At 55.5% G+C, this 22,131-nt stretch carries 22 protein-coding genes; 4 read left to right on the top strand and 18 right to left on the bottom strand.

Annotated elements, in window-relative coordinates; genetic code table 11:
* The 6 genes from ACR0KX_RS17455 to ACR0KX_RS17480 all read right to left on the bottom strand — a co-directional run bounded on the left by ACR0KX_RS17455 (position 1) and on the right by ACR0KX_RS17480 (position 6,890).
* Positions 1-1,149: an efflux RND transporter periplasmic adaptor subunit gene (locus ACR0KX_RS17455; RefSeq protein ID WP_170624447.1), complete on the bottom strand. Its 1,149-nt coding sequence runs from the start codon at positions 1,147-1,149 to the stop codon at positions 1-3.
* Positions 1,150-1,225: 76 nt separating this feature from the next.
* Positions 1,226-1,699: a LamG domain-containing protein gene (locus ACR0KX_RS17460; RefSeq protein WP_170521913.1), complete on the bottom strand. Its 474-nt coding sequence runs from the start codon at positions 1,697-1,699 to the stop codon at positions 1,226-1,228.
* Positions 1,700-1,886: 187 nt separating this feature from the next.
* Positions 1,887-2,459: a hypothetical protein gene (locus ACR0KX_RS17465; RefSeq protein WP_170624449.1), complete on the bottom strand. Its 573-nt coding sequence runs from the start codon at positions 2,457-2,459 to the stop codon at positions 1,887-1,889.
* A 103-nt stretch (positions 2,460-2,562) separates the two neighbouring features.
* Positions 2,563-3,138 (bottom strand): hypothetical protein, encoded by a 576-nt coding sequence (locus ACR0KX_RS17470; RefSeq protein ID WP_480708640.1) that lies wholly within the window; start codon positions 3,136-3,138, stop codon positions 2,563-2,565.
* 457 nt (positions 3,139-3,595) lie between these two features.
* On the bottom strand, positions 3,596-4,690 hold the full coding sequence (locus tag ACR0KX_RS17475) for a helix-turn-helix domain-containing protein (RefSeq protein WP_170510936.1): 1,095 nt from the start codon (positions 4,688-4,690) through the stop codon (positions 3,596-3,598).
* A 589-nt stretch (positions 4,691-5,279) separates the two neighbouring features.
* Positions 5,280-6,890: an arylsulfatase gene (locus ACR0KX_RS17480; protein WP_170624453.1), complete on the bottom strand. Its 1,611-nt coding sequence runs from the start codon at positions 6,888-6,890 to the stop codon at positions 5,280-5,282.
* A 131-nt stretch (positions 6,891-7,021) separates the two neighbouring features.
* On the opposite strand from ACR0KX_RS17480, the gene ACR0KX_RS17485 reads away from it, so the two are divergent.
* The 3 genes from ACR0KX_RS17485 (at position 7,022) to ACR0KX_RS17495 (ending at position 10,192) form a co-directional block, all read left to right on the top strand.
* A complete protein-coding gene (locus tag ACR0KX_RS17485) occupies positions 7,022-8,194 on the top strand; it encodes an adenylate/guanylate cyclase domain-containing protein (RefSeq protein ID WP_170624455.1) in 1,173 nt (390 codons plus the stop codon).
* A gap of 401 nt (positions 8,195-8,595) precedes the next feature.
* The gene (locus ACR0KX_RS17490; RefSeq protein WP_170624457.1) at positions 8,596-9,162 is read left to right on the top strand and encodes a hemerythrin domain-containing protein; all 567 of its coding nucleotides are present in this window, start codon (positions 8,596-8,598) and stop codon (positions 9,160-9,162) included.
* A 10-nt stretch (positions 9,163-9,172) separates the two neighbouring features.
* Entirely contained in the window at positions 9,173-10,192 is a 1,020-nt protein-coding gene (locus ACR0KX_RS17495) for a glutathione S-transferase C-terminal domain-containing protein (RefSeq protein ID WP_170624459.1), read from the top strand.
* Between the two features lie 688 nt (positions 10,193-10,880).
* Here ACR0KX_RS17495 and ACR0KX_RS17500 read toward each other — a convergent pair.
* The 7 genes from ACR0KX_RS17500 to ACR0KX_RS17530 all read right to left on the bottom strand — a co-directional run bounded on the left by ACR0KX_RS17500 (position 10,881) and on the right by ACR0KX_RS17530 (position 16,118).
* Positions 10,881-11,345: a HEAT repeat domain-containing protein gene (locus ACR0KX_RS17500; protein ID WP_170624460.1), complete on the bottom strand. Its 465-nt coding sequence runs from the start codon at positions 11,343-11,345 to the stop codon at positions 10,881-10,883.
* Between the two features lie 10 nt (positions 11,346-11,355).
* Positions 11,356-12,027 carry a hypothetical protein gene (locus ACR0KX_RS17505; RefSeq protein WP_170624462.1) on the bottom strand — a complete coding sequence of 224 codons (672 nt, stop codon included), beginning with the start codon at positions 12,025-12,027 and terminating at the stop codon, positions 11,356-11,358.
* 11 nt (positions 12,028-12,038) lie between these two features.
* On the bottom strand, positions 12,039-13,112 hold the full coding sequence (locus ACR0KX_RS17510) for a hypothetical protein (protein WP_170624464.1): 1,074 nt from the start codon (positions 13,110-13,112) through the stop codon (positions 12,039-12,041).
* A 494-nt stretch (positions 13,113-13,606) separates the two neighbouring features.
* Positions 13,607-14,287, bottom strand: coding sequence for an NAD-dependent epimerase/dehydratase family protein (locus tag ACR0KX_RS17515; RefSeq protein WP_170624466.1), 681 nt, complete (start codon positions 14,285-14,287; stop codon positions 13,607-13,609).
* Positions 14,271-14,750 carry an SRPBCC domain-containing protein gene (locus ACR0KX_RS17520; protein WP_170624468.1) on the bottom strand — a complete coding sequence of 160 codons (480 nt, stop codon included), beginning with the start codon at positions 14,748-14,750 and terminating at the stop codon, positions 14,271-14,273. The genes ACR0KX_RS17515 and ACR0KX_RS17520 overlap by 17 nt, the downstream gene beginning before the upstream one ends.
* Before the next feature lie 21 nt (positions 14,751-14,771).
* Positions 14,772-15,227, bottom strand: a complete 456-nt coding sequence (locus ACR0KX_RS17525; protein WP_170624470.1) for a hypothetical protein — start codon at positions 15,225-15,227, stop codon at positions 14,772-14,774.
* 9 nt (positions 15,228-15,236) lie between these two features.
* Positions 15,237-16,118 (bottom strand): oxidoreductase, encoded by an 882-nt coding sequence (locus tag ACR0KX_RS17530; RefSeq protein ID WP_170624472.1) that lies wholly within the window; start codon positions 16,116-16,118, stop codon positions 15,237-15,239.
* A 78-nt stretch (positions 16,119-16,196) separates the two neighbouring features.
* On the opposite strand from ACR0KX_RS17530, the gene ACR0KX_RS17535 reads away from it, so the two are divergent.
* The gene (locus tag ACR0KX_RS17535) at positions 16,197-16,760 is read left to right on the top strand and encodes a TetR/AcrR family transcriptional regulator (protein ID WP_170624474.1); all 564 of its coding nucleotides are present in this window, start codon (positions 16,197-16,199) and stop codon (positions 16,758-16,760) included.
* A 127-nt stretch (positions 16,761-16,887) separates the two neighbouring features.
* On the opposite strand, the gene ACR0KX_RS17540 is transcribed toward ACR0KX_RS17535, so the two are convergent.
* From ACR0KX_RS17540 to ACR0KX_RS17560, 5 genes are read right to left on the bottom strand one after another with little or no spacing between them, the layout of a single operon-like run.
* Positions 16,888-18,282 (bottom strand): FGGY-family carbohydrate kinase, encoded by a 1,395-nt coding sequence (locus ACR0KX_RS17540; RefSeq protein WP_170624476.1) that lies wholly within the window; start codon positions 18,280-18,282, stop codon positions 16,888-16,890.
* Positions 18,279-18,593 carry an L-rhamnose mutarotase gene (rhaM, locus tag ACR0KX_RS17545; RefSeq protein WP_058284080.1) on the bottom strand — a complete coding sequence of 105 codons (315 nt, stop codon included), beginning with the start codon at positions 18,591-18,593 and terminating at the stop codon, positions 18,279-18,281. Before rhaM ends, ACR0KX_RS17540 begins: the two co-directional genes overlap by 4 nt.
* Before the next feature lies 1 nt (position 18,594).
* On the bottom strand, positions 18,595-19,578 hold the full coding sequence (locus ACR0KX_RS17550) for an ABC transporter permease (RefSeq protein ID WP_170624478.1): 984 nt from the start codon (positions 19,576-19,578) through the stop codon (positions 18,595-18,597).
* A complete protein-coding gene (locus tag ACR0KX_RS17555; protein ID WP_170624480.1) occupies positions 19,575-20,555 on the bottom strand; it encodes an ABC transporter permease in 981 nt (326 codons plus the stop codon). The genes ACR0KX_RS17550 and ACR0KX_RS17555 overlap by 4 nt, the downstream gene beginning before the upstream one ends.
* On the bottom strand, positions 20,552-22,093 hold the full coding sequence (locus tag ACR0KX_RS17560; RefSeq protein ID WP_170624482.1) for a sugar ABC transporter ATP-binding protein: 1,542 nt from the start codon (positions 22,091-22,093) through the stop codon (positions 20,552-20,554). Before ACR0KX_RS17560 ends, ACR0KX_RS17555 begins: the two co-directional genes overlap by 4 nt.
* Between the last annotated feature and the right edge of the window lie 38 nt (positions 22,094-22,131).

Raw genomic sequence — 22,131 nt, forward strand, 5'->3', positions numbered from 1 at the left:
CTAACTCTGACTATCGACCGCTTTTACGACCAACCCGTCGTGAATTTTCTGCAGCCCTTGCACGACAACTCGATCGCCGTCTTTCAGGCCGGAGTTTACTTGGGTTCTGGTTGCGGTCTGAGTGCCGATTTCGATATCAGTTCGGTGAACTGTGTTTTTGTCATCCACTGCAAACACAAAATAGCCCTGCTTGTCGAACTGAACTGCATTGCGTGGCACGGTCAAAACCTTGGCGTCGTCCGAGCCACTAAGCGCGACTATGACAAACTGACCAGGAATGAGAAGCCCGTCGGGATTGGAGAATGTGGCCCTCAGTTCAATCGTGTCGGTATCCTGACTGACGCTCTCGCCAACATAGGTTACCTTGCCTTCCGTATCGTAAGTCTGACCGTCGGCTAGTGTAATCTGCGTTGCCAGTTTGATGCCCTGCGGCGAAATCGATCCATTGCGTCGTTCCCGTAGCAATACGGGTTCACTAACAAAAAAGCTCACCAGCATGGGATCAACGCTTGTGACCGTTGCCAGAACACCGCTGTCGGAATCCACGATGTTGCCCGCATCGACTACAGACAACCCGATGCGTCCATCCAGAGGGCTGATGATCTCTGTATGATCCAGATCGATCTGCGCTATTTCAAGTTCGGCCTGTGCCTCATCCACTGAGGCTTGGGCCTCGTCAAACGTCGCCTTGGCTGTGTCCAGAACGGACTGGGGAACATCACCTTTGTCGAATAATGTCTGTTGCCGGTCGAGTTCCGTTTTGGCGCTGAGCGCAGAAGCCTGAGCGCTTTTCAAAGTAGCCTGAGCGGCATCAACACTTGCCGCGTATTTCCTTTTCTCGATGCGGAACAGCACGTCGCCCTTTTTGACAGCCCCACCTTCGGTGAAGTTGATCTCTTGCAGGACACCATCCACTCTGGCCTGAAGGTCGACACTTTGATCAGCGACGACACGACCAACAAATTCATCCTGTTTCTGCAACTCCTGCCGTGTTGCGGGAGCAACAACGACACTGGGTGCCGGCGGGTCAGACTGCGCAGCTGCGGAACCCACCAAACCGATGGCGAACAAAGTGCAGAGTAGCTGGTTCGTTATCGTCATCCGATGCTCGCTTATCCGCAATTTGATGGCTGCAAGACTACTATTCATGGCCCTTCAAATCGGCGCAACGGAAATTTAGCCTGCACGATTGATCGAATTGACGGGACTCTACAACATATACCACTTATGGCAGTCCACCATCTGGCCCGGTATAGGGGGGACGCCAAGAAAAGCTGTCGATGAACATAATCACATTGTCCATCGCCTGAACCTCATCCCCCTGAATTGTATCGTAGCTGTATGAAACTTTTTCACCGTCGACCGTCGGGGATGATATCTCGATGATCAATACATGAGACTCCTCATCAATCTCACCCGACAAAGCTGCATTTGGCGGGTCAACGTCAAAGCTGTTTTCACCTTGGCTCCAAACATCAAAGAAGTGATCTCGGCTGATGACACCGGCGCTGCGGTACGGTCGGTCAGAAAACACCGACACCTCGTCGTCGACACCGTACAGAACGAGTTTCCCATCTTGGAGCTCAGCTTTTGTGGCGGTTTCAACAAACAAGTAGGTCTTGTTATCTGCTTCTTCGGCCAGAGCAAGTGGTGCAGCCAAAGCGCTGATTCCGGCCAGAACAAGAAGTATCTTTTTCACTGTCTTTCTCCTTGGTCCATCATGTCAGTCAGGCGTGAACGGTGCCAGATATCCGGCGGCCAACCCAGGAAGTATTTAGTCCAATTGGTGGAAGTTTCTTATTTCCCTCAAAAAAATGTATTTGAAATCATAGCCTTAGGACCAAACAGCGGATTCAACCGGCGTCGGGCCAGATTGATTGTTTTTCTCAATCTGATTGAGAACCCAACACTCCAGAATCTGCATCCAGCTGAATTGTATTGCCGCCACCTGTGAATGCATCTGCCGCAAGATCCCACCCACCTTCGATATCTGCCCACGGACTCTCATCGATAACGAGATAGCTTTGCTCAAGGGCAGGTACTGCGGAACCTTGCAGGATGGTGTAGGAAAAAGTCAGTGTGTCACCAGCTTGCCGAGGGTCCGATAGTTCGACGACCAGCGCGACAGGTTTGCCATCCGCTTGGCCCATCAGCGCAGCGTTTGGTGGATCGTTAGCAAAACTATCCTGCCCTTCACTCCAGACTTTGAGCAGTTCGGAACTTGGTATGACCCCAGCGGCGCGGTGCGGGCGATCTGCAAATACGATCATGTTCGCGTCCGGGTTTTCAAGTGTCAGGATCCCGTTGTGCAGCGTTGCCACGCTGGCGCGCTGAACAAACAGAAAGCTGGCTTGGTCTTTCGTTTGTTCAGCAGATGCAGAAGCCGCAATAACCCCCGCTGCAACCCCCGCTGCCAGAGTGGTGGCAATGCCTGTGCTCAAGATGCCTGCCTTAGTCATGCCTATTCCCTTTTCGACGCGCAAAGTGCTTCAAACGCTATATGACGTGACTGCGGCACCCCTTTACGAAGGGCACCGCGATAGGTGAGCGCACTCAAATATCTCAGTTCGACGAAACGCCCTGCGAAAGAATACCCATACCCACATCGCCGTTCAGCTGTGTCGATTGTCCCGCGTCCCCGGTGGAAACGGCTGCCAGATCTGCCATGGTTTTGTAAAACTCCGCGAACGGGTTGTCGTCGATCACCAAATAGCTCTGTTCTATGGATTGGACCTCAGTACCTTCCAACACGGTGTAATCGAAGACCAAGTTTCCGTCTTTCCTCTTTGGGTTGGTCAGTTCAACGATTATCGAAACAGGTTGGCCTGCGGATTGCCCGACAAGCGCTGCATTCGGCGGGTCCTCGGCAAAGCTGTTTTGCCCTTTGCCCCAGATCTTGATCAATTCCGAGCTTGGTACCGCAACTGCAAGGCGGTGCGGACGATCCGCAAAAACGATCATATTTTCGTCTGCGTCATGAAGCGTCAACGTGCCGTCATCCAGAGATGCGGAGGGCGCATGTTGAACGAAAAAGAAGGTTTCCTGAGCAGGTTTTTCTTCTGCAGTTGCAATTGCAGGTGTCAGTCCGAAAACAAGTGCAGCAAGCGAACTCCGGAGCGCCTTGAGTGCCTGTTTCATAGGGTTTCCATCCTATTCAAATTTTCTGTTGGTTTGTTTGCAGTCCGCTCGACCTTCGCCAGAGGGTACTCAACTAAGCTCTCGTCCACGCATCGCACCAAGCTTTGCATCTCCGAAAAGAGAGTAACCATTTCCCCTTAGCGACCCTTCAAGCCAGCAAACAACACAACGCCGGTTAACTATGCGGTATCAGCTTGAACTTTTTGACTCACGTGCATGACGTCTCAAGTTCGCTGTCACAGAGTGCCACTAGCCGAACCAAGGATCGTCGTCGCTGCGGCAATGAACCGAGCCGACCATGCTACCTCCGCGACGAAGCTCTGAGATGCGGGCGCGGTCACAATACCCCGCGGCATTGTGGATATTGAGAACCAGCGGAAAGTCAGCGGGTGCGAATTGCAGTGAGACTTAGCGCAAATGGCGCTCGCTGGACGTTTTATTCGGAGGCTCTAGCGCACTAAATTGCATGATGGTTAGATGTGTGTGCTACGTCGAAGGTCCCACTCGTTCTTGCCAACGCGCCCAGGTTCTCAAAGAAGCCTTTGTTTGGTTTGATTGAGCTTTCTCTGGTCAGAGTTGGATGCAGGTGGGTCGAATTACGACTAGCATCTACGTTGTCCGGTTCGATGTATTCGGAGCCCAAGATATCGCCCGGTTTACAGTTGTACCGGCGCCGGAAACTTCGAACAAAGCTTGACGTGTCGAGAAAGCCCAAACGAGTTGCGACAGATGTGACCGCCCCTCGTGTTGGCTGACTACTGGCAAGCGTGTCACGTGCGTATTCCAGGCGGAGGTTGGCCAAATAGGCCTGCAATCCGCCATCTGCGCGAAACAAGCGATACAGCGTCGATCGCGACATTCCTACAGCGGCGCACATCTCGTCAACGTTCAAAGGCAGCGAGAGCGATCGCGAGAAAATGTATTGTTCTGCGCGAATACGCTTGGCTCTTTCGGTATGCAGGTCTTCCGAATTGAGTTCCTCGCGATCCGTAATCGCGGCGACGAGCAGAGACGCGAACAGGTTGATCGCTGAAGCATTGCCTGTTTCCGGTTTGTGCGAAATTTCGTTCGCCAGATGTAGGAAATTGGCGATCATCAACCGTCCGACTGGTGTACTATTGTCAAAATGCGTCATCGGTCGCAGAGGATGGCGCGTGACTTGAAGGGCCGATTTCCTGAGGGCAAGATACGTGACCTTAGAGCGGTCGCAGTAGCAATATCGGGTCGCAGACAAGTCCATTACAGTGAGAGAGCCAGGTGCCACCCGGGTGGTTTCTCCGTTCACTTTTGCGACCGTGTGCCCCTCATTCTGGTAACGGATCACGACGCAATCGAACTCGTGATTATTGCCTACGAGTTCCGCCGGAGACATGGCCAATTGGCAGAACACGGCGTCTTCCAACTGACGAGACGACACGCTGAGTTCCAGATTCCGACGAGAAACCAAGGGTCTTCCCACGCGCCAAAAGTCCGCCATGAAATCGTCCCACGCATCCCGACGCGCCTTTTCCGGGAGCATCGAGATATTCAGGTCTGGTTCGAGGCCATTCATCTTCGATCTCGTTTCCGCATCGGTTAAGCTAACATACTTGTTCGCATCATACTATCTTAAGGTTGAGCCGATCAACGTGGACTCATTCTAAAATTTACTTCGTAGAGCATCTCCTCCAAAACCTCCAACTTTCAAGCAATGAGGCGAAGGATTGCTAAAAGTTGTCGGGTCCTGTCTGGTTCCTATGCTTCGACACTGCTTTTTTCTACTAGCGGAAGATCCGTTTTGACAGTGTCTTACCAAAAAATACGGTGCCCTACGAATTTCCGGTTTCGCAGGCCGCACGGCGGCAATTCCGAACATTTTCCCGCAACTCGAGATTTGAATTCGCTCGCGGCGAAATGATGGTTTGGGATTCACCTAGGTTTGTCATGATGAATGACTGCTATAGGGGATTTCGCCGCAGCGCAGAAAGCAATCCGCTGCGGGAGCGAGGATTTTCTGCGTCAGCATTCGCCGTGCTGTCAAAAGGCAGCAAAGTCCGCCAATCGGAACTGCAAAACCTATTTTAGAAAGTCCGGTTCGGGCTGGAGAGGGTCCACTTCTTGGAGTAAAGAGATGGACGGTTCTGAGCCCTGCGTGAAGTTAACTATCCTTCTGCTGTTTCAATTTTCCACGCCTTTAGCAACTGCGGAAGTGCAACATCCCAATCAACAACACCTGTCCGTTTGGCCCAGTCGTTGTATTGGCCAACTAAGTCTGCCTCTAATTCGACGTTACTCCCTCTCAAATCAGTCAACTCTGTGCGATCCGCTTCGACGTCGTAAAGTTCCCAATCTTGCCCATGCTGCCTGACAAGTTTGAACTGACCCAGCCGCACCGCCGAATTTCCCTCATGTTCGAAGAAGATAGGCTCTTCTCGCGCCCAATCCTGGCCGCGGAACAGGTCCATCAATGACTGCCCTTGCATGGGCTGAATTTCGTGGCCACCAACCTCACTTTGGTACTGACAACCCGTTGCGTCCAAGATAGTCGGCAAAATATCGACGACATGACAGGCCGCATGTGCGGTCGCACCGGAAGCGACCCCTTTCGGCCAATGCGCTATCAGTGGTGTCGAAATCCCGCCTTCATGGACGTAGTGTTTGAACAACCGAAATGGCGCATTCGAGACATTTGCCCACGGCTTGTCGTAGCTCTGGTATGTCTGGGCACCGCCCGGCATCACGTCGGGGCGGTTTCCCATTTCAATGGTTAGGCCGTCATTTGTCGTATCTGGGAAGAACTTTGCCCACCCGTCTTCCGCCATGAATTCAGCGCAACCACCGTTGTCGGACAGGAACAAAATCAAGGTGTCTTCAAACTGCCCAAAACGCTTTAACGAAGCGATGAGCCTGCCGATAGATTGATCCATCCGGTCAACCATCGCAGCATAGGTGGCCATCTTCCGTGCCTCCCAATCGGTATTCTGTTCAACCTCCCAAGGGTGAACAGCAACATCACGCGGAGATATTTCCCAGTTCTTCTGAAACAGGTTCATGCTGTTCATGGTTTCGTGTCGTGCGGTACGGATTGCGTCCCAACCGCCAGAATACACCCCGTCATATCGAGCGATGTCCTCGGGATGGGCATGCAGCGGCCAATGCGGTGCAGTATGTGCGAGATAAAGAAAAAATGGCTGATCGTCGGGCGTTTCTTCGATCATTCCAATCGCTTTGTCCGTGATTGCATCTGTGAAATAAAAGTCATCAGGGAATGTCATGACACGGCTGTCATCTTCGAGCATGTAATGCGGTGAGAAGAAATGGGTGACGCCATCGACGATCCCATAGAAGCGATCAAAACCGCGCTGTCTCGGCGTTGGGTGCTCAACATCTCCAACACGCCAACTGTCAACTTCGCGCGCCATGAAATCTCCGGCGACATGCCATTTGCCGGACATCAAAGTCCGATAGCCACCAGCACGTAGGTGCTCGGCAATGGTGGCGCTGTCATTCCGCAAAAACCCCTGGTATGCGGGCGTTCCCAGGTTGGCCCCCATGTGGCCCACGCCGGCGTTGTGCGGGTACAACCCTGTCAAAAGAGACGCCCGCGTAGGACAACAGCGGGCACAGTTATACATTGCCGTAAGCAGCACACCATCCCTTGCAAGGCCATCGATATTTGGAGTGCGTATTTCCGACCCGGTGGCACCCAAATCTGCAAAGCCCAGATCATCGGCCAGGATCAGTATCACATTCGGTCGTTTTCCTGTCGGCATTCGGGGGCTCCATTGCTACACTTGTGATCTTACCGCACGATTGAAGATGATCTTGTCCCCAAGCGACCCGACCACAGAAGTGTAGAGCCAAGGTTCTTTGATCATCCTGTCCGAGCGACTAGTTTGAGAACATGGCCTCCGTAGCACAACTAACCGACTGGATGATTACCGAAGGACGCCGCTCAGGCGACCCTGAGAAAGTAGTTTCTTATTTCTGCTCGTTCTTAAGTAAGGAAGGTGTACCGCTCTGGCGGGTCAATATCGGTCAGCGCTTCGCCAATCCGCTACTCATCGCATGGGGGGTCGTTTGGACCCCTGACGGAACAGACAGCTACGACGTAACTCATGAAACGACGTTGACAAAAGGGTATGTTGGTAGCTCATTTGAGTACATTCTGGAGCACAGAAAACCTCTGCACAAAAGCCTGCGACAGCTGGACCCAAAGACTGAGCACTCATCGTATGTTGAATTCGCTGGGTTAGGTGGCACAGATTACTATGCCACTTTGATGTATTATGGCGACGGATCTCTGCACGGCTGCACTTTTGTCACGCAGAAGCGAGAAGGCTTTTCACCGCAACATCTGGCGTTGATTGAGGCGGCACTGCCTGCTCTGTCTTCCGCTTTGGAACCCGTCACGATGCGCAAGTCAGCCCAGGGGCTGCTACGAACATATCTCGGCGACGGGCCCTCCGACGCCGTGTGGAACGGGCGGATCAAGCGAGGCGAGCGAACGACCCTTGATGCGGTCGTCATGTTTTCTGATTTACGAGGTTTTACGGCACTTTCAGAAGTCGCGCCAGAGGCAGATGTTTTTGACGCGCTGAGCGGCTACTTTGATCTGGTTGTTCAGTCTGTGGAAGACAACGGAGGCGATGTTCTCAAATTTATGGGTGACGGAATTCTTTCGATTTTCACCATCGAAACTCAGGCTAATCACGCAGAACGATGCCGAAAGGCAGCGCAAGCCGCAAAAACTGTATTGGCCGGTTTGACGACGCTAAACCGTCGCTGTGTCGAGGCTAAAAAGCCATCTTTGGATGTTGGGATCGGGATCAATGTTGGGCAAGTCAGCTATGGCAACATCGGCAGCCCAGGAAGGCTTGATTTCACGGTTCTTGGGGGCGCAGTGAACGTTGCCAGTCGAATTGAAGGGTTAACTAAGTCTATTGGCCGCAGAGTGCTGGCGACATCAGCGATTGCTGATGCCTCCCCTGATCTGTTTTCCCCTTGTGGGTTTCACGAAGTTCGTGGCCTTGCTCGTCCAATCGAATTGTTTTCTCTCGTCGAAGAAGAGCTTTGATTTCGTGCTGAACTGATTTTGGCTGCATCGCAAAAAGCAGGAAACGGGTATTGGGCGCCAATTGTCAAAAGGCTGGTTTGTCCCACATTTGGGGGTTTGCAAAGCCCGACGGTGAAGGTTCGGTTCGGGCTGGATACTGATTCAACTTGCGGCACAGACAGTCTGCAAGCTCACGCGATGTTTGGCTCAAGTGTTGAGCCGATTTATGTCCACGTCCGCAACTTCAGCCGCGAAGGCCTGTAAGGATTCATCAAGCACAACATCGCATCCCGGAACCACAAGATCGTTGGTTTGAGTGGCACCGACTTAGCGGGGGTTCGCTGACGCATAGTGACTGTGCGTTCTCGCTAGTGGCGAGCAGTTGTCCGACCTCCCATCTTCGGCCTGAAAGGAGACAACCGATGCTCGATACATATGCCATTCGCCAAGACGACATGCCTCAAGAAATGCGGTTTCTCTTGGACCAATACCCCCGCGACAGTTGGGAAACCCATCCAGGTTTCAAAGAAAAAACCAAGCATTGGCTCGGCGCGCATGAGATGTTCCGCCATGTTGCGGAACGTATTCGCTTGGATACAGAAGGGGTTTTGAGCAACGAGATGGGGTTGGACGACTACGTGGGGCGGCTGTCCTACTATGGCGGCAACCTAGTCGGGACCCTGCATGGCCATCACGGCTGGGAAGATCGCAGCTATTTCCCTGAACTTTCTGCTGCGGATCCTCGTTTTGATGCGGGGCTGGAGTTGCTGGAAAAGGATCACTTCGATCTGGATAAGGTGCTGAATGACTTCACCCGCACGGCGAACCGTGTGATTAAGCTATCCGCGCTTGATGAGGCGCAAGCTTACGATGAAGCCGGACAGCTACATGCGACGAGCGACACGATTGAAGCGTTCCTCAGACGGCATCTCAGCGATGAAGAAGAATTGGCCGTGCCAATCATCTTGCATCACCGGCTGAGAGGATGATGCTGAAGTCATGACCGACACGTCTACCGAAGAAGACCAAACTGATATCAACAAGCGCCGCGCACGGGGTGAATTCGTGCGCGGTGTCAGCGGCTTTCGCCACGCTATTGGCGATCCAGTGTTCCCGGCAGAACCTTATCGCTATCACCTGTTCGTAGCACTGAATTGTCCGTGGTGTCACAGAGTGACGCTGGCGCGAAATGTGTTGGGCCTTCGAAACAGCATCACGATGGACGTTGCATTTCCAAACCGCACCGGCGACGACGATCCAGAGGCGCCAAACCTATGGGAGTTTGCGCCTGATCGGATTGCATCGCTTACAAGTGAGACTTTGCCAGAATGCACGAGTGAGACCGGCACCGGCAAAGGACTGCGCCTTGCCAAAGAGATCTATCGTGCCGAAGGCTCTGAAGAGCAATCCCTTCCAATCCTGTATGACAAGATACAAAGACGCATTGTTAACAACGAAAGCGCTGAAATTGTCCGAATGCTGTACGCTGGGGTGGATTCTCTTGGCAGCACAATCCCGGCAGCTGATCGCGTTAAGCTCTACCCAGACGAAGTGCCGCGTCACCAAATTCACGACCTGAACGAACGGATATATACAGCGATTAACAATGGTGCCTACAAGGCCGGGTTTTCGTCTGATCAAACGATCTATGACAAAGCTTTTGACGCCTATTTTGAGACACTAGAATATTTGGAGGAGCATCTCTCAGATGGCAGGCTCTATTTGACAGGCAACCACTTTTCAGAAGTAGATCTTCGCCTGTTCCCAACACTCTATCGTCACGATCCCGTCTACTATGTGCGAATGAAGCTTAATGGTGCGAGAATCCTAGATTACCCATACTTGTGGCGGTGGCTGTGCCGAGTATATGCGTTGCCCGGAATTGCCGAGGCAGGGTCTCTTGTACACTGCCGCCAGGGTTATTTCGGACGCAGCTGGAATAGCGTAGTGCCCAAGGGGCCTTTCAAGCCGATGTCGTACCCTGAGGCCTATCACCACCCTGACCTTGCAACACTGTAGGCCTCGTCTAGGTGTATTTGGGAGGCCTAGCTTCGTAACCAAACGTTACTATTTTGGATTACGAGAGCACTTTTTCCCCGCATTTCGAAACCTGCTTATTCTTAGTTGCGAATGTCCGGTTTGGGCTGGAAGCGGACGTGGGATATTCCCGGCTAAGTGTACACGACCATGGGAAGAATTAAGCCACAAGGAGTTTCCTCGGCAGGGCGCAACTCCTTGAAACCTGCTTTTTTTGTATGCAGCAATCGCCCGGCATTGCTCGGGTGTGGATCAGTGGCGATCACCGGTGCACCCTCCTCAAAAAGTGTTTTGAGCCTTTGGGTTTTTCCGAAAAGTGCGGGGGGTTGAAACACCGTGGGTCACAATTAGGAGACCAGAGTTGTTGGCAATCGAAAAGGGCACTTGCAGGAGGATCACGGATACGATGGCACCCTTCGCTGGCACCAGTGCCGAGTATATCACATGGTATCTCTTTAGATCAGAGGTACTTTCTTTTTCGCCAAAGCAATCTATGGAATTTTACACCTTTTTTCGAAGAGATAGGAAAACTACGAAACTCGGCTGCACGAGAGAACGCGGCAAATCTGCCTGTAAGTGCCCGACGATCCGTCGATAGCTTCAGGTCACTACCAGAGCATGGACGATACCTAAAAACACGCGCGCGCCCGTCCATTGGATCGGCACTGGTCTATTTCGCGCGGTCCAGCTTCTTGCGTGCCGCCCGTCGCACGAATGTTTCGGCGTCGCTCTCGGCAATCTCTTTCAACCGGTCCATCGCGGTGTTGTCACCGATCCGCGCCAGCGCCTGAGCGGCGACCTTGCGAATTTGGGCATTGTCCTTGGCTGTCATCTTAACAAGTTCGCCCCGAGCCTTGGCTCCACCCAGCCGTCCAAGCGCGTCGACCGCGGCAATTAGACCGCCTTCGTCCAGCTTGGGCAACGCTTTCAGGATCGGTTGCACCGCCTCTTTCTTGTTCATCCGTCCCAGCACGAATATTGCACGGGTCGTTCTGGCATTGGGTGCGCCGGCGTCCTCGATGACCCGGACCAGCGCAGCCAGGTCCTCGGCCTTCGCCTTGCCGGCCAGTTCCTCCAGCGAGTGGCCACAATCGGTGGCCAGCATGCGCTCAGCAATGTTGTCTAGCTCTGCCATTGTCGCCTCCTTAGCATTCCTCGACATCGTCGTCGTCGTTGATGTTGTTGCACTGCGATGTATTCAGGTTGGGCAGCGCAACGTTGATGTTGTTAGTGCCGCAACCGGTCATCAGGTTTGTGAGGTCGCAACTGTCGTCACTGTCAATGTGCGAGTTGTCGCCGACCACATGGGTCAGTTCGTGCACCCATGTCCATGGCGATGCCCCTGGCCCGACCCAAAACCCTCGCCGGTCCGACGGGTGCGCGGCACACCCGAACGGGCTGGGGTTATTGACGTAATACCCAACAACATTCGCTCCCAGGTTCCGGCCCAAATCGAACAGTTCGTCTTCGTCATCGCTCACGCTGTGGCCGCTGCCCCGGCAATCGTCCTGCTCAAAAACCAGCAGCCCGGGGTTGTTCACCGTGATGCTGTCCGTTGGATAGATCCAGACATCGCACTCGTTCTGGTAAACGTCGTTGCCATTGTCCAGGTCGCGCTGGATCTGAGGCGTAGCCCCCTGGATTGTAACCAGCGCCACTTTGACAAATGGCATATTCTGGATTCGGTCCATCTGCGCCAAAACCGATCGGTTGCGGGGATTGTCGTTGCCGTAGACGCCAAGGATATCCTCGCGCAGTGAAAGGCGCCCGGTTTTGTCCAGGCACGAGCCCGCCACATTTCTGATGCTTGCACTCATGGCCCGGCCCCCTATTGCAGGTTAACCAGGACGGGGATCAGGCCAGTGCCCTCCTCCAGCGGTGCCAGCGCCTTGCCCAGCACTGCGCCAAACGCTCGGTCGCGGTCGATGGCTTTCATCGCATGGCCCGGCATGTCCGCCGAGGTCAGCAGGTCCCCGACCGCGATCGGCTCCATGCGTGCATCGACCTTGCAATAGACCTTACCGACCAACGCGATTGGCATCCGGTCCTCGACGTCGTGACGCTTGTCCATGACGATTCCCGGTTTGAAATCGCCGGCGCCCGAAATCACGCCTACCACTCTTGGATCATAGACACGTTCGCATGGCACCAGCGATCCGTCGTCGATCAGCGACATAACAGTGCCGGGGCTCGCATCGGCCACGGCACAGGCGGCCACATCGAAATCCTCGGCAAAGTCCGCGTTCTGCATGATAATGTCGCCGGCGTCACCATTGATATGGATCGTGGCTTGGCTCAGCGTCGTGTTGTCGCCGTCCGAGGCGAAGACCACGATATCGCCGTCGGCACCGTTGCCACCGATCCACATGTTGCCGCCGCCAGCATCTAGCCGGATACGGTCATCACCATTATCGGCCCGTAACGTGATATCGCCGTCGGCGCCGTTGCCGCCCGCGCGGTAGTTCCCGGAATCGCCGCTCATGTGGATCGTCGCCGCGGCCGTCGATTGCGTGCTTGCGCCGCTGGGCATCAGCACGAGGTCACCATCGGCGCCATTCGCACCCAGCCACAAGTTGCCGCCGCCGGCATCAAGGTGGATACGCCGTTCACCACTGACGGAATTCAGCGTGATATCGCCGTCCGCGCCATTACCTCCAGCCCGATAGTTGCCGGAGTCGCCGCTCATATGGATCGTACCCGCCGAAGCCGATTGGCTGGTCGCCCCGCTGGGCATTAGCACAAGGTCCCCGTCGGCGCCGTTCCCACCTAAATACGCGTTGCCACTGCCCGCATCCAGATGGATGCGTCGCTTACCGTCATTGGCATTCAAAAGCAGATCACCGTCGGTGTTGTCGCCACCAGCCGAGATGTTTCCGTTGTTCGAATTTATCGAAATAGCCATGAATATGTCTCCGTAATATCAGAGGTTTGTCGCCAGTCTGGGTGGATCAAAAAATAGGTAATTAAAATTTGTATAGAGGGGTGATTGCGTGTTGGTACAATAACGCCTCAGGCCCGAGACCGTGCAATAATTGTACCATGACAACCCGTTTTACGCAACTATCCTCAATCTCCGGGTCGTCATCGGCGCACGCAATTCAAACCCTTGGCCCAAGAGCACTTGCTATTGAGCCGGACACTCGCCGGCTCCAGCGAGCATTCGGCGGCTTGTTGTCCCTTGCCTCGGTTCCGACCGACGCATAAAACCAATCCGCGTTGTCCACGACAACCCACTGCAGCACGCACTTGTCCGCTAACGGCCCAGAGCCGCCGTCCCTGCGAAAGTTGAATGCTGCATTGCGGCTTCCTAGAAGCGGACATTGAAAGACGCCTGTTCAAAACTGAACAGCTCGAGGCGCAGCAAAGAGTGGATTATACTCAGGCGCAGCCGCAGCCTCATCCGAGCAACCTACGCATCTCACCGTTTTCGAGGACAGCGGTACGACGTGGATCGTGAATCGCAGTATGAAGCATGGCTTGAGCCAATTCATCGGAAGTTACACCGATGGACGGCATCAGCCTTTGGAGCGGTTTGAAAAGATAATCAGCCATCTTCCATGTGTTCTTCAGGCCTGACGGCGCAATATAGCCTGGACGAAAGGCGAATTTCCGTTCGAGGTCAGATGCAAACAATTTGCTCTCCGCTTCGCCCTTAGTCTTCAACGCAAAGGACATGCCACCGCCATCTGGCCGAGCACCTTGAGCGGAAAACAAGCAGAACGTCGCATTGGGCGCTGACCTCTCGCAAGCCGCCAGCAAAGCGCGCAACCAATCGACTGTGATCTCCTCATATTCCACTCGGCTGACTCGCGCGGAATAGGTGGCAAGGCAATGGAAAACAGTGTTGATACCATCGAGGTGGGGCTCAATGGATTGAGTTTCGTCGAATGCTACAAACTTCACATCGATCAGCATTGGGTGATCTAAACCGGACGGCCTGCGCCCAAGCGACACGACCTCACACACAGTTTCTTCGCTCAGCAATGCCGCAAGTACCGATGAACCCACCATCCCCGTCGCACCGGTCAGCAGGACACGTCCAAGTGGTCGAGATGTCTTGTCAGGCAGACTGGGCACGGCGCTCTGCCTCGGCTTTCAAGCCGCGATTGAAAGCTTGGTAACCTTCGACATACATTTTTGCCAAGCGCCCGCCCATCAGGAATGTGATGCCCCCCATGATTTCATCGGATTGTACGAAGCGGGTTTTGCCACCCTCCAACGGCTCAACACAAAAGTGGTGGTTATCGCGAATGCCACCCGGCCCCTTTTCAGCCCAGAAAAACTCCGTCCTCTCCACGACTGAAATCGTGTGATCCAAGGTGGTCAGTTTCTCCTTTGATGAATCAAGCTGAAAGTCGACAGTAATTGTCGATCCATCCTTGATTTCTCCCTTGATACCCACAAGGAACACAGCCCAGTCCTTGTAGTTTGCCGTGTCGGTCAGAACCGACCAGACCAAGTCCGCCGACGCATCGATCAAAATGTCTGTGTGGATTTTGTGATGTGAGAGGTTCACTTTTTCCGATGATCCGGTTTCCATGACTGTCCTTCCGTTGCGGTCTCAAGCGTTCTGTGGCGAGACGCGATCCCCGCCCTGAATTGTGATCCGCCCAAAACGATCCTGCATGCGCTTGGATCGAAAAAGGTAGGTCGAGATGATGATGTAATTGACGCATTCCTGGGCGAAGTTCCGGTAGCGATCCGGATTTTCCAGCATGTCGAAGGTTTGCACAGCACACATCGTGGCAAGCGCGGTGAACATGACCAGCATGGCAATCGGAGTGACGCTCCAGCGCAGGACGTATCCTGCCAGAAACGTGGCACCCGATGCGGTGACCAGTATCCAATGGAGAGTTTGCATGCCCGGCGGAAAGGTCGCGTTTTGCAAAGGCATGAGCGGCGCGAGCCCGGTGAAGTATTCAAGAAACCCGAGCAGTCCCCAGCCCAACATGATAGCCGAGGCGAGCACGATCAGATACTCGAACCCCTGCGAGAGACGCTCTATGAACCGGTTCATCCCCGTCCCTCAGATCGCGAATGTCTGGTCGGTCATCTCTTCCGAGAGACGCCACAGACGTTTGGCCAAATCGGGGTCTTCGCAAATCGGATTGCGGGTCGCGACCCCGGTCTTGCCACTCATCTCTTCGGGGCCTGTCGGGCCGTAGTATTCGCCACCTTTAACCTGATCCGACAAAGCGGCGAACAGAGACGGCTTCGCGGCGTCTTCATTGGAGTGCAGAAGCTGTTCGACTTGTGCCTTCATGTTAGCGCGCGTTTCTTCGTCCAATTCGTTGAACAGACCGGAGTCCGACCCGCCCGGATGTACAGTCAGCGATTTCAGCGAATTTCCCGAAGCCTTGAGGCGGCGGTTCAGTTCGTCACCGAAGAGCAGACAGGCAAGCTTGGATTGACCGTAAGCAACGCCGCCATCCTGGCCGCATGTCAGATCGTCAAAGTGAATATCCGCATTCTTGTGGGCGATACTGGAGAGTGAGACGATCCGCGATGCAGGGTTGTCAGGGATCATGTCGATCAGGCGCGCAGTCAGCAGGAAATGTCCCAGGTGGTTGGTTGCGAACTGCAACTCGACGCCATCTGCATTCGTTTGAGCGGAGTACAGCAAGATACCCGCGTTGTTTATCAGCACATCCAGCTTGGAGTACCTATTGCGGAATGCATCAGCGAACGCACGAACAGAAGTCACATCGCTCAGGTCCAGCATGAGAATGTCGAGTGATGCAGAAGGGATCCGCGCGAGAACGTTTGCTTTGGCGGCTTCGGCTTTTTTAAGGCTGCGGCACGCCATGACGACGTGGAAACCTGCTTCGGCCATCCCGACCGTTGTTTCAAATCCGATGCCATTGTTTGCACCGGTGACGATCGCGACTTTTTCAGATTGTTTGGGCATCTCGCATCCTGACAAGTTGACATATCATGGGTGATTGTCAATATTGACACAAGGCATCTATTTGTCAATATGTAAATCATGAAAGAACGCCACGACTACATCCTCGAAGCCGCGAAACGGCTTTTTCTTCGCTACGGCGTGAAGCGCACGGGCATGAACGATATCGCCAAAGAAGCGGGGATTTCACGGCAAACGCTCTACAAGGCATTCGCGAACAAGGATGAGGTGTTACGGGCCACGATCCGTTCGCTGGCAGACAGGGTAGTTCTGGATATCGAAGCCGGTCTCAAAAAAGCTGACGGCCTTGGAGCACAACTTGATGTCGTCTTCAGATACGCCGTCATCGAGCATTATGACTTCTTGCAGTCATCGCCCAACGCCGAGGACATCATCGCTGGCGTTACCTCGACAAGCCAGAAAGAGTTGGAGGCCGGCGCAAAACGAAACACCGAGATCATCATACGTGTCCTGAAGCCGTATTCAGGTGCGATTGAAAGCTGCGATCTGACTGTTGAGCAGTACGCAGACTTCATTCAGCGCTCCTCAACGGCGGCCAAGTACAGCGCAAAGAGCAAAAAACACTTGCTCGAATTATTGTCCGCTTTGCGAGTGTCGGCGTTGAAAGTCACCAGCAGCGTTTAGATGGGCTCGGCCCAAAGCGGCCATTTGCGTCAGCCGCATCGAAGGTCTGGTTCGAGCCCATTCCGTTCAGTTTCACGCTGGTCCCCAATGTCTGAAATCGGAGTTCCGTGCAGGTTTTTAGGGTATCCTATGGGCGTGGTTCCAGGCCTGCTTTTGCGGCTCTGTGCCAACTGTTCGCGTAACGTTGGTAGCTCACGTCGGTCTTGTGAAAATAGGTTTCGACGTCGAAGGCCGCGCGCTCGGGGAGTGCGCCTGTCGCCAAGAGGGCGGCTCCCTGGCTCGTCCCTGTTGCGGTGACGGTCGCGTCGACCCTGCAGTTTGTCGCCGCGGCGAGCATACTGGCGAAGCCTTTGTTCCTGGCAAATGGACCTTCGACGATAATGGGGCCCTTGTGTCCGGTCAGCGACAGGCATTCCGCGGTCATCAATCCGAGGTAAAAACTCACCGCCGCCGCGCGTTCCTGGGTTCCGGGCAAAGGCTCTGACCCCATCCAGCTGTGTTTTTGCCCCTGAAACGGTCCGCTGTCCGGGACCATTGCGGGCAAGAGCATGGGGCCGTCTTTCGCGACCAGGTCAAGGAATTGCTCTGCACATTGAGTGGTTTGACCGTTCATCGCCAACTCGAACTCGCGTCCCCCCATGAAACGGGCGGAGGGTACCGGGGCACCCAGTGCGTTGACGTTAAGAAGCGTGTCACGCGAAGGTTCCAGAGTTACTTCTTCGCCGCCGATGGTCATGGCAATGACCCATGTCCCGGTCGAAACGACGGAAAACGGCCCGGTTCGGGTCAGTATATGAGGCAAAAGCGATGCGTTTGAATCGTGGATACCGCAGTACACCGGCGTGTCAAAGCGCAGGCCGGTTTGCGATGCGACCTGCGGCAACACGGGTCCGAGAACCTCCGCAGATTTGCGCGCGGGCGCCATTTTTTCAGATATACCCAACCGTTCGACCAACGAAGAATAGTGCGCCTTGGACGGTTTCCACAGATCCGTGTGACAACCAAGGGACGACACGTCGCTGGCCGGCACTCCTGTCAGGCGATGCCCCCAGTACTGCGGATAGGTAACAATGGCGGCGGTGCGTTCGCGAAGCGCGGGGTCCTGCTCAAATTGCCAATGCAACTGCGCACCCAGGTTCAGACCCATCGGCAACCTTTGCGATCCGGTTTCCTCAAAGGGCGGGCGGATGGCGTCGTACGCCGCGGCCAGATCATCAGGGCCTGTGTGCTCATAGTCGAGGATCGGGGCAGCAAGGGCGCCGTCTGGCGCGATCAGGGCACAAGACGCCCCGTGGGTCGTGATGGAAATGGCATCCACGCCGTGCGCCTTCTGAAACTGCTCCAACCCGTCCAGAAGGAAGCGCCAGATCGCCTCAACATCAAAGTGCGGATAGGGTGGAGCGACGAGAACCATGTTAGGCCGGGTCAGTACCTCCACTTCGGACATGTCAGTCGCATCGACCAGCGCAAGCTTGGCGTTGGTCTTGCCGATGTCGATGACGGCGACGTGCCGGGGGGTCATGGCATGTGGAAGACGGGCGTCAGCGGCACCGCCACGGGTTCGTTGTCGGGCTTGGTTTCCATTATGTCCGTCATATGCGCCCACCATCGCTGCATGATCTCGTTGCGGGGCAAGGCATCCATTTTGTGGTCGTCGGTGCGCCAAAGGACGCCAAAAAGAATGTTCGTTTCTTCGTCCAGATGGATCGAATAGTCAGACACGCCCGCGTCTTTCAGCAGCGTGGCAAGCTCTGGCCAAATCTCATCGTGGCGCTTTTCGTATTCATCCCTGCAGCCCGGGTTGAGCTTCATCTTGAAGGCGTATTTTTCCATGTCAGCCCCTCCACATCGACCAGAGCCGGGGCAGCGCGATGACCGTGATCAGCAACGCCCCGATAACAATCGACATCACGATACCGGGCACGTTCAGCAAGCCAAGTCCGAAAGTCACAAGCCCCATGACAAAGGCCGCGATCACAACGCCGGGGATGGAGCCGGAGCCGCCGAGGATGTTGACCCCGCCAAGGACGACCATGGTCACGATCTCAAGCTCCCACCCGAAGGCAATGGAGGGTCGGGTCGAGCCGAGGCGGGATGTCAGGCAGACGGCGGCGACCCCGGACATCAGGCCCGTCAGCAGGAACAGGGTGAACTTCACCCGGCCTACCCGAATGCCCGAAAACAGCGCCCCCGTGGCATTGTTTCCGATGGCATAGACCGCGCGGCCGAAATTGGTCATGTGCAGGACGACCGCGTAGATCACCGCAATGATGGCGAAGAGGACGAATTCGAAGGAAATCACCCACCAGACATAGCCCTGCCCGAAAAAGGCGAAATCGGCTGGATAGCCCTTGTAGACCTGATCGCCCAACACGATGAAACTGATCCCGCGGAAAAGGCTCATCGTGCCGATGGTGACGACGATGGATGGCAAGCCAAGGCCGGTGACGAGGAAACCGTTTACCGCGCCACAGGCCAGACCGACGGCCAGACCGATGAGGACCAGCCCCTCTGTCCCGACACCCGCCTGCACGGCGGCGCCCATGGCGGTCGAAGCCAGTGCGATGATTGCGGCGACGCTGAGGTCGATTTCGCCAGAGATTATAAGCAGGGCCATGGCAAAGGCGATCATCGCCTTTTCGGTGAAGTTGAAGGTCGCGTCGGAGAGGTTCCAGGCATTCAGGAAATAGGGTGAGGCGAAACTGTTGGCGATGAAGATGCCGATTGCGACCAGCATCAGCAGGCTTTCCCAGCTTTTTAGGTTCCGCTCCAGCGGCGAGCGCAGGCGATCGGGGATCGAGCGTGCCGTCGTGGTCATGTCGCGTGCTCCGCGCGTTTTAGGATGACGCGGCCCTTCGTCCGGTTGGCCTGGGCGTTTAGAACAACCGCGATGATGATCGCACCGCCCGAGATGGCCATCTGCCAGAAGGGAGAGATGTTCACGACCGGCAGGGCATTGGCAATGATGCCGAGGAACAGCGCGCCCAGCAGCGCGCCGGGGACCGAACCGATGCCACCCATGATCGACACGCCGCCAATGACGCAGGCCGCCACGACGGTCAATTCAAACCCCCCAGCAACATCGACATAAGCAACCGCGAAGCGAGAGACCCAGAGGTAGCCGGTCAGACCGGCCAGCGCGCCAGAGATCGTGAAGGCCCAGAACTGGGTCCGGCCCACGTTGATCCCGGCATAGGTCGCCGCATGGGGGTTGCCCCCGGCAGCGTAGAAGGCGCGGCCCAGGGTGGTGCGGGTCATGACAATGGTGAAAAGGATCACCGCCGCGATGGCAAACCAGCTTAGCACCGGAAGGCCAAGAAGCTCGGTGCGCGGGAATGCCTTGAAAGTGTCGCTCATCTCGTGGCTGTTGACCCATTTGCCCTCGGTCAGAAGGAAGATGGTTCCCCGGAAGATGGTCATGGTACCAAGCGTCACCACGATAGGCGGGATGTCCAGTTTCCACACAAGGATACCGTTGAACATTCCAAGGCACGCCCCGAACCCAGTGGCCACGGCCAGCGTTACGATAATCGGCAGACCTGGTGCCGAGATATTGATCAGGGACACGACCATGCCGGTCAGCGCGAGGTTGGCGGCGACCGAGAGGTCGATGCACTTCGTCAAGATCACGATCATCTGGCCGATAGCCAGCAGGATCAGCGGCGAGGTGTCGTTGAAGACGGTAGCCAGGTTCGACAGCGTGATGAACGCCGGGAAGCGGCTTGAGATGATGCCAAGCACCAATGCGATGGCGACCAGCAGCAAAAGTTCGCGGGAGGCGAGGATACGTTTCATTGCGCGGCTTCCCTGATCCCTGCGGCGTGGCTGACAAGCGTTTCGGGCGTGATCTGGTCGCGGGCCAGTTCCGCCACTATGCGCCCCTCGCGCATGACGATCACACGGTCCGACATGCCCACGATCTCGGGGATTTCGGAACTGACCATGATGACGGCGAGCCCTTGCGCGGCAAGCTCCGCCATGAATTCATGCACGGCGGCCTTGGACCCGATGTCGATGCCCTTGGTGGGTTCGTCCAGGATGATGACCTTGGGCTGGGTGGCGAGCCATTTGGCGATCACGACCTTCTGCTGGTTGCCGCCCGACAGGTTGCCGACATCGGTGTCCAGCGAAGCGGCGCGCAGGTCGAGACGTTCGGTATATTCCCGCGCCAGCTTGAATTCCTCGGCCAGCCTGATGAACCCCTTGCGCGAGGTGCGAGCGAGTGACGGCAGCGTCACGTTCTGAAAAATCGGCAGCGCGCTGATTGTGCCTTGCTTGCCCCGGTCCTCCGGGACATAGACGATGCCACTTGCGACCGCGTCGGCGGGCGATGCAATCGAAACCGGTGCCCCGTCGATCCTCAAGCTTCCGCCCGAGAGGCGGGTGATCCCGAAAAGGGCCTGCATGAATTCGGACCGACCTGCGCCGACCAGCCCGTAAAACCCGAGTATTTCGCCGCGCCTGAGCGTGAAACCGATATCCGCGAATTCGGTCGGGTGGTCGTACCCTGCGACTTCGAGGATATCGTGGCCGACGTTGTGGTCGCGTTCGGGGAAAATCTGGCTGACGTCGCGGCCTACCATGAGCTTTACCAGTTCCGGCTCGCTGACATCTACAATCGCCCCTTCGCCGACCATCTGGCCGTCGCGATAGACGGTGTAGAAATCGGCGATGCGGAAGATCTCGTCAAACTTGTGGCTAATGAAGAGGATCGCCTTGCCTTGCGCCTTCAGGCTTTCAACGAGTTCGTAAAGCTCTTCGATTTCTTTCTGACTGAGGGCTGCGGTCGGTTCGTCCATGATCACAACGCGCGCGTCGATGGACAGCGCCCGGGAAATGGCAACCAGGTGCTTGTTCGCGGTTCCAAGGTCCTTGAGCGTCGCGCCCGGATCAATCTTGGCCCCGATTCCATCCAGAATCTCGCGCGCACGGGTCGCCATGGCAGTTTTGTCGATCAGGCCAAATCGCCCCTTTGGCGCATGGCCGAGAAATATGTTTTCCGCCACCGTCAGTTCGTCGAAAAGGACGGTTTCCTGATGGATGGCGGTCACGCCAGCAGTTTCGGCGGATTGCGGTGTCGGGAAACTGAGAGCCTCGCCATCGATCCGGATGTCACCCTCGTCGGGTTGATAAATGCCCGTCAGAACCTTCACCACGGTAGACTTGCCAGCACCGTTTTCGCCCACCAATGCCGTGACCTTGCCCGGGTAGAGGTTTAGCGAAACATCTGAAAGGGCCCGCACGCCGGGAAATGTCTTGGTCACGCCGGACAGGCTCAGAAGCGGTGTAGGGGCGGCGGCGTTCGACACGTCTGGTCTCAATTCCAACTGCATGGACGGTGTTTCTGGATGTGGGAAGAATGGGGTGTCGG

The organism is Ruegeria sp. BG5 (genome assembly GCF_056538425.1).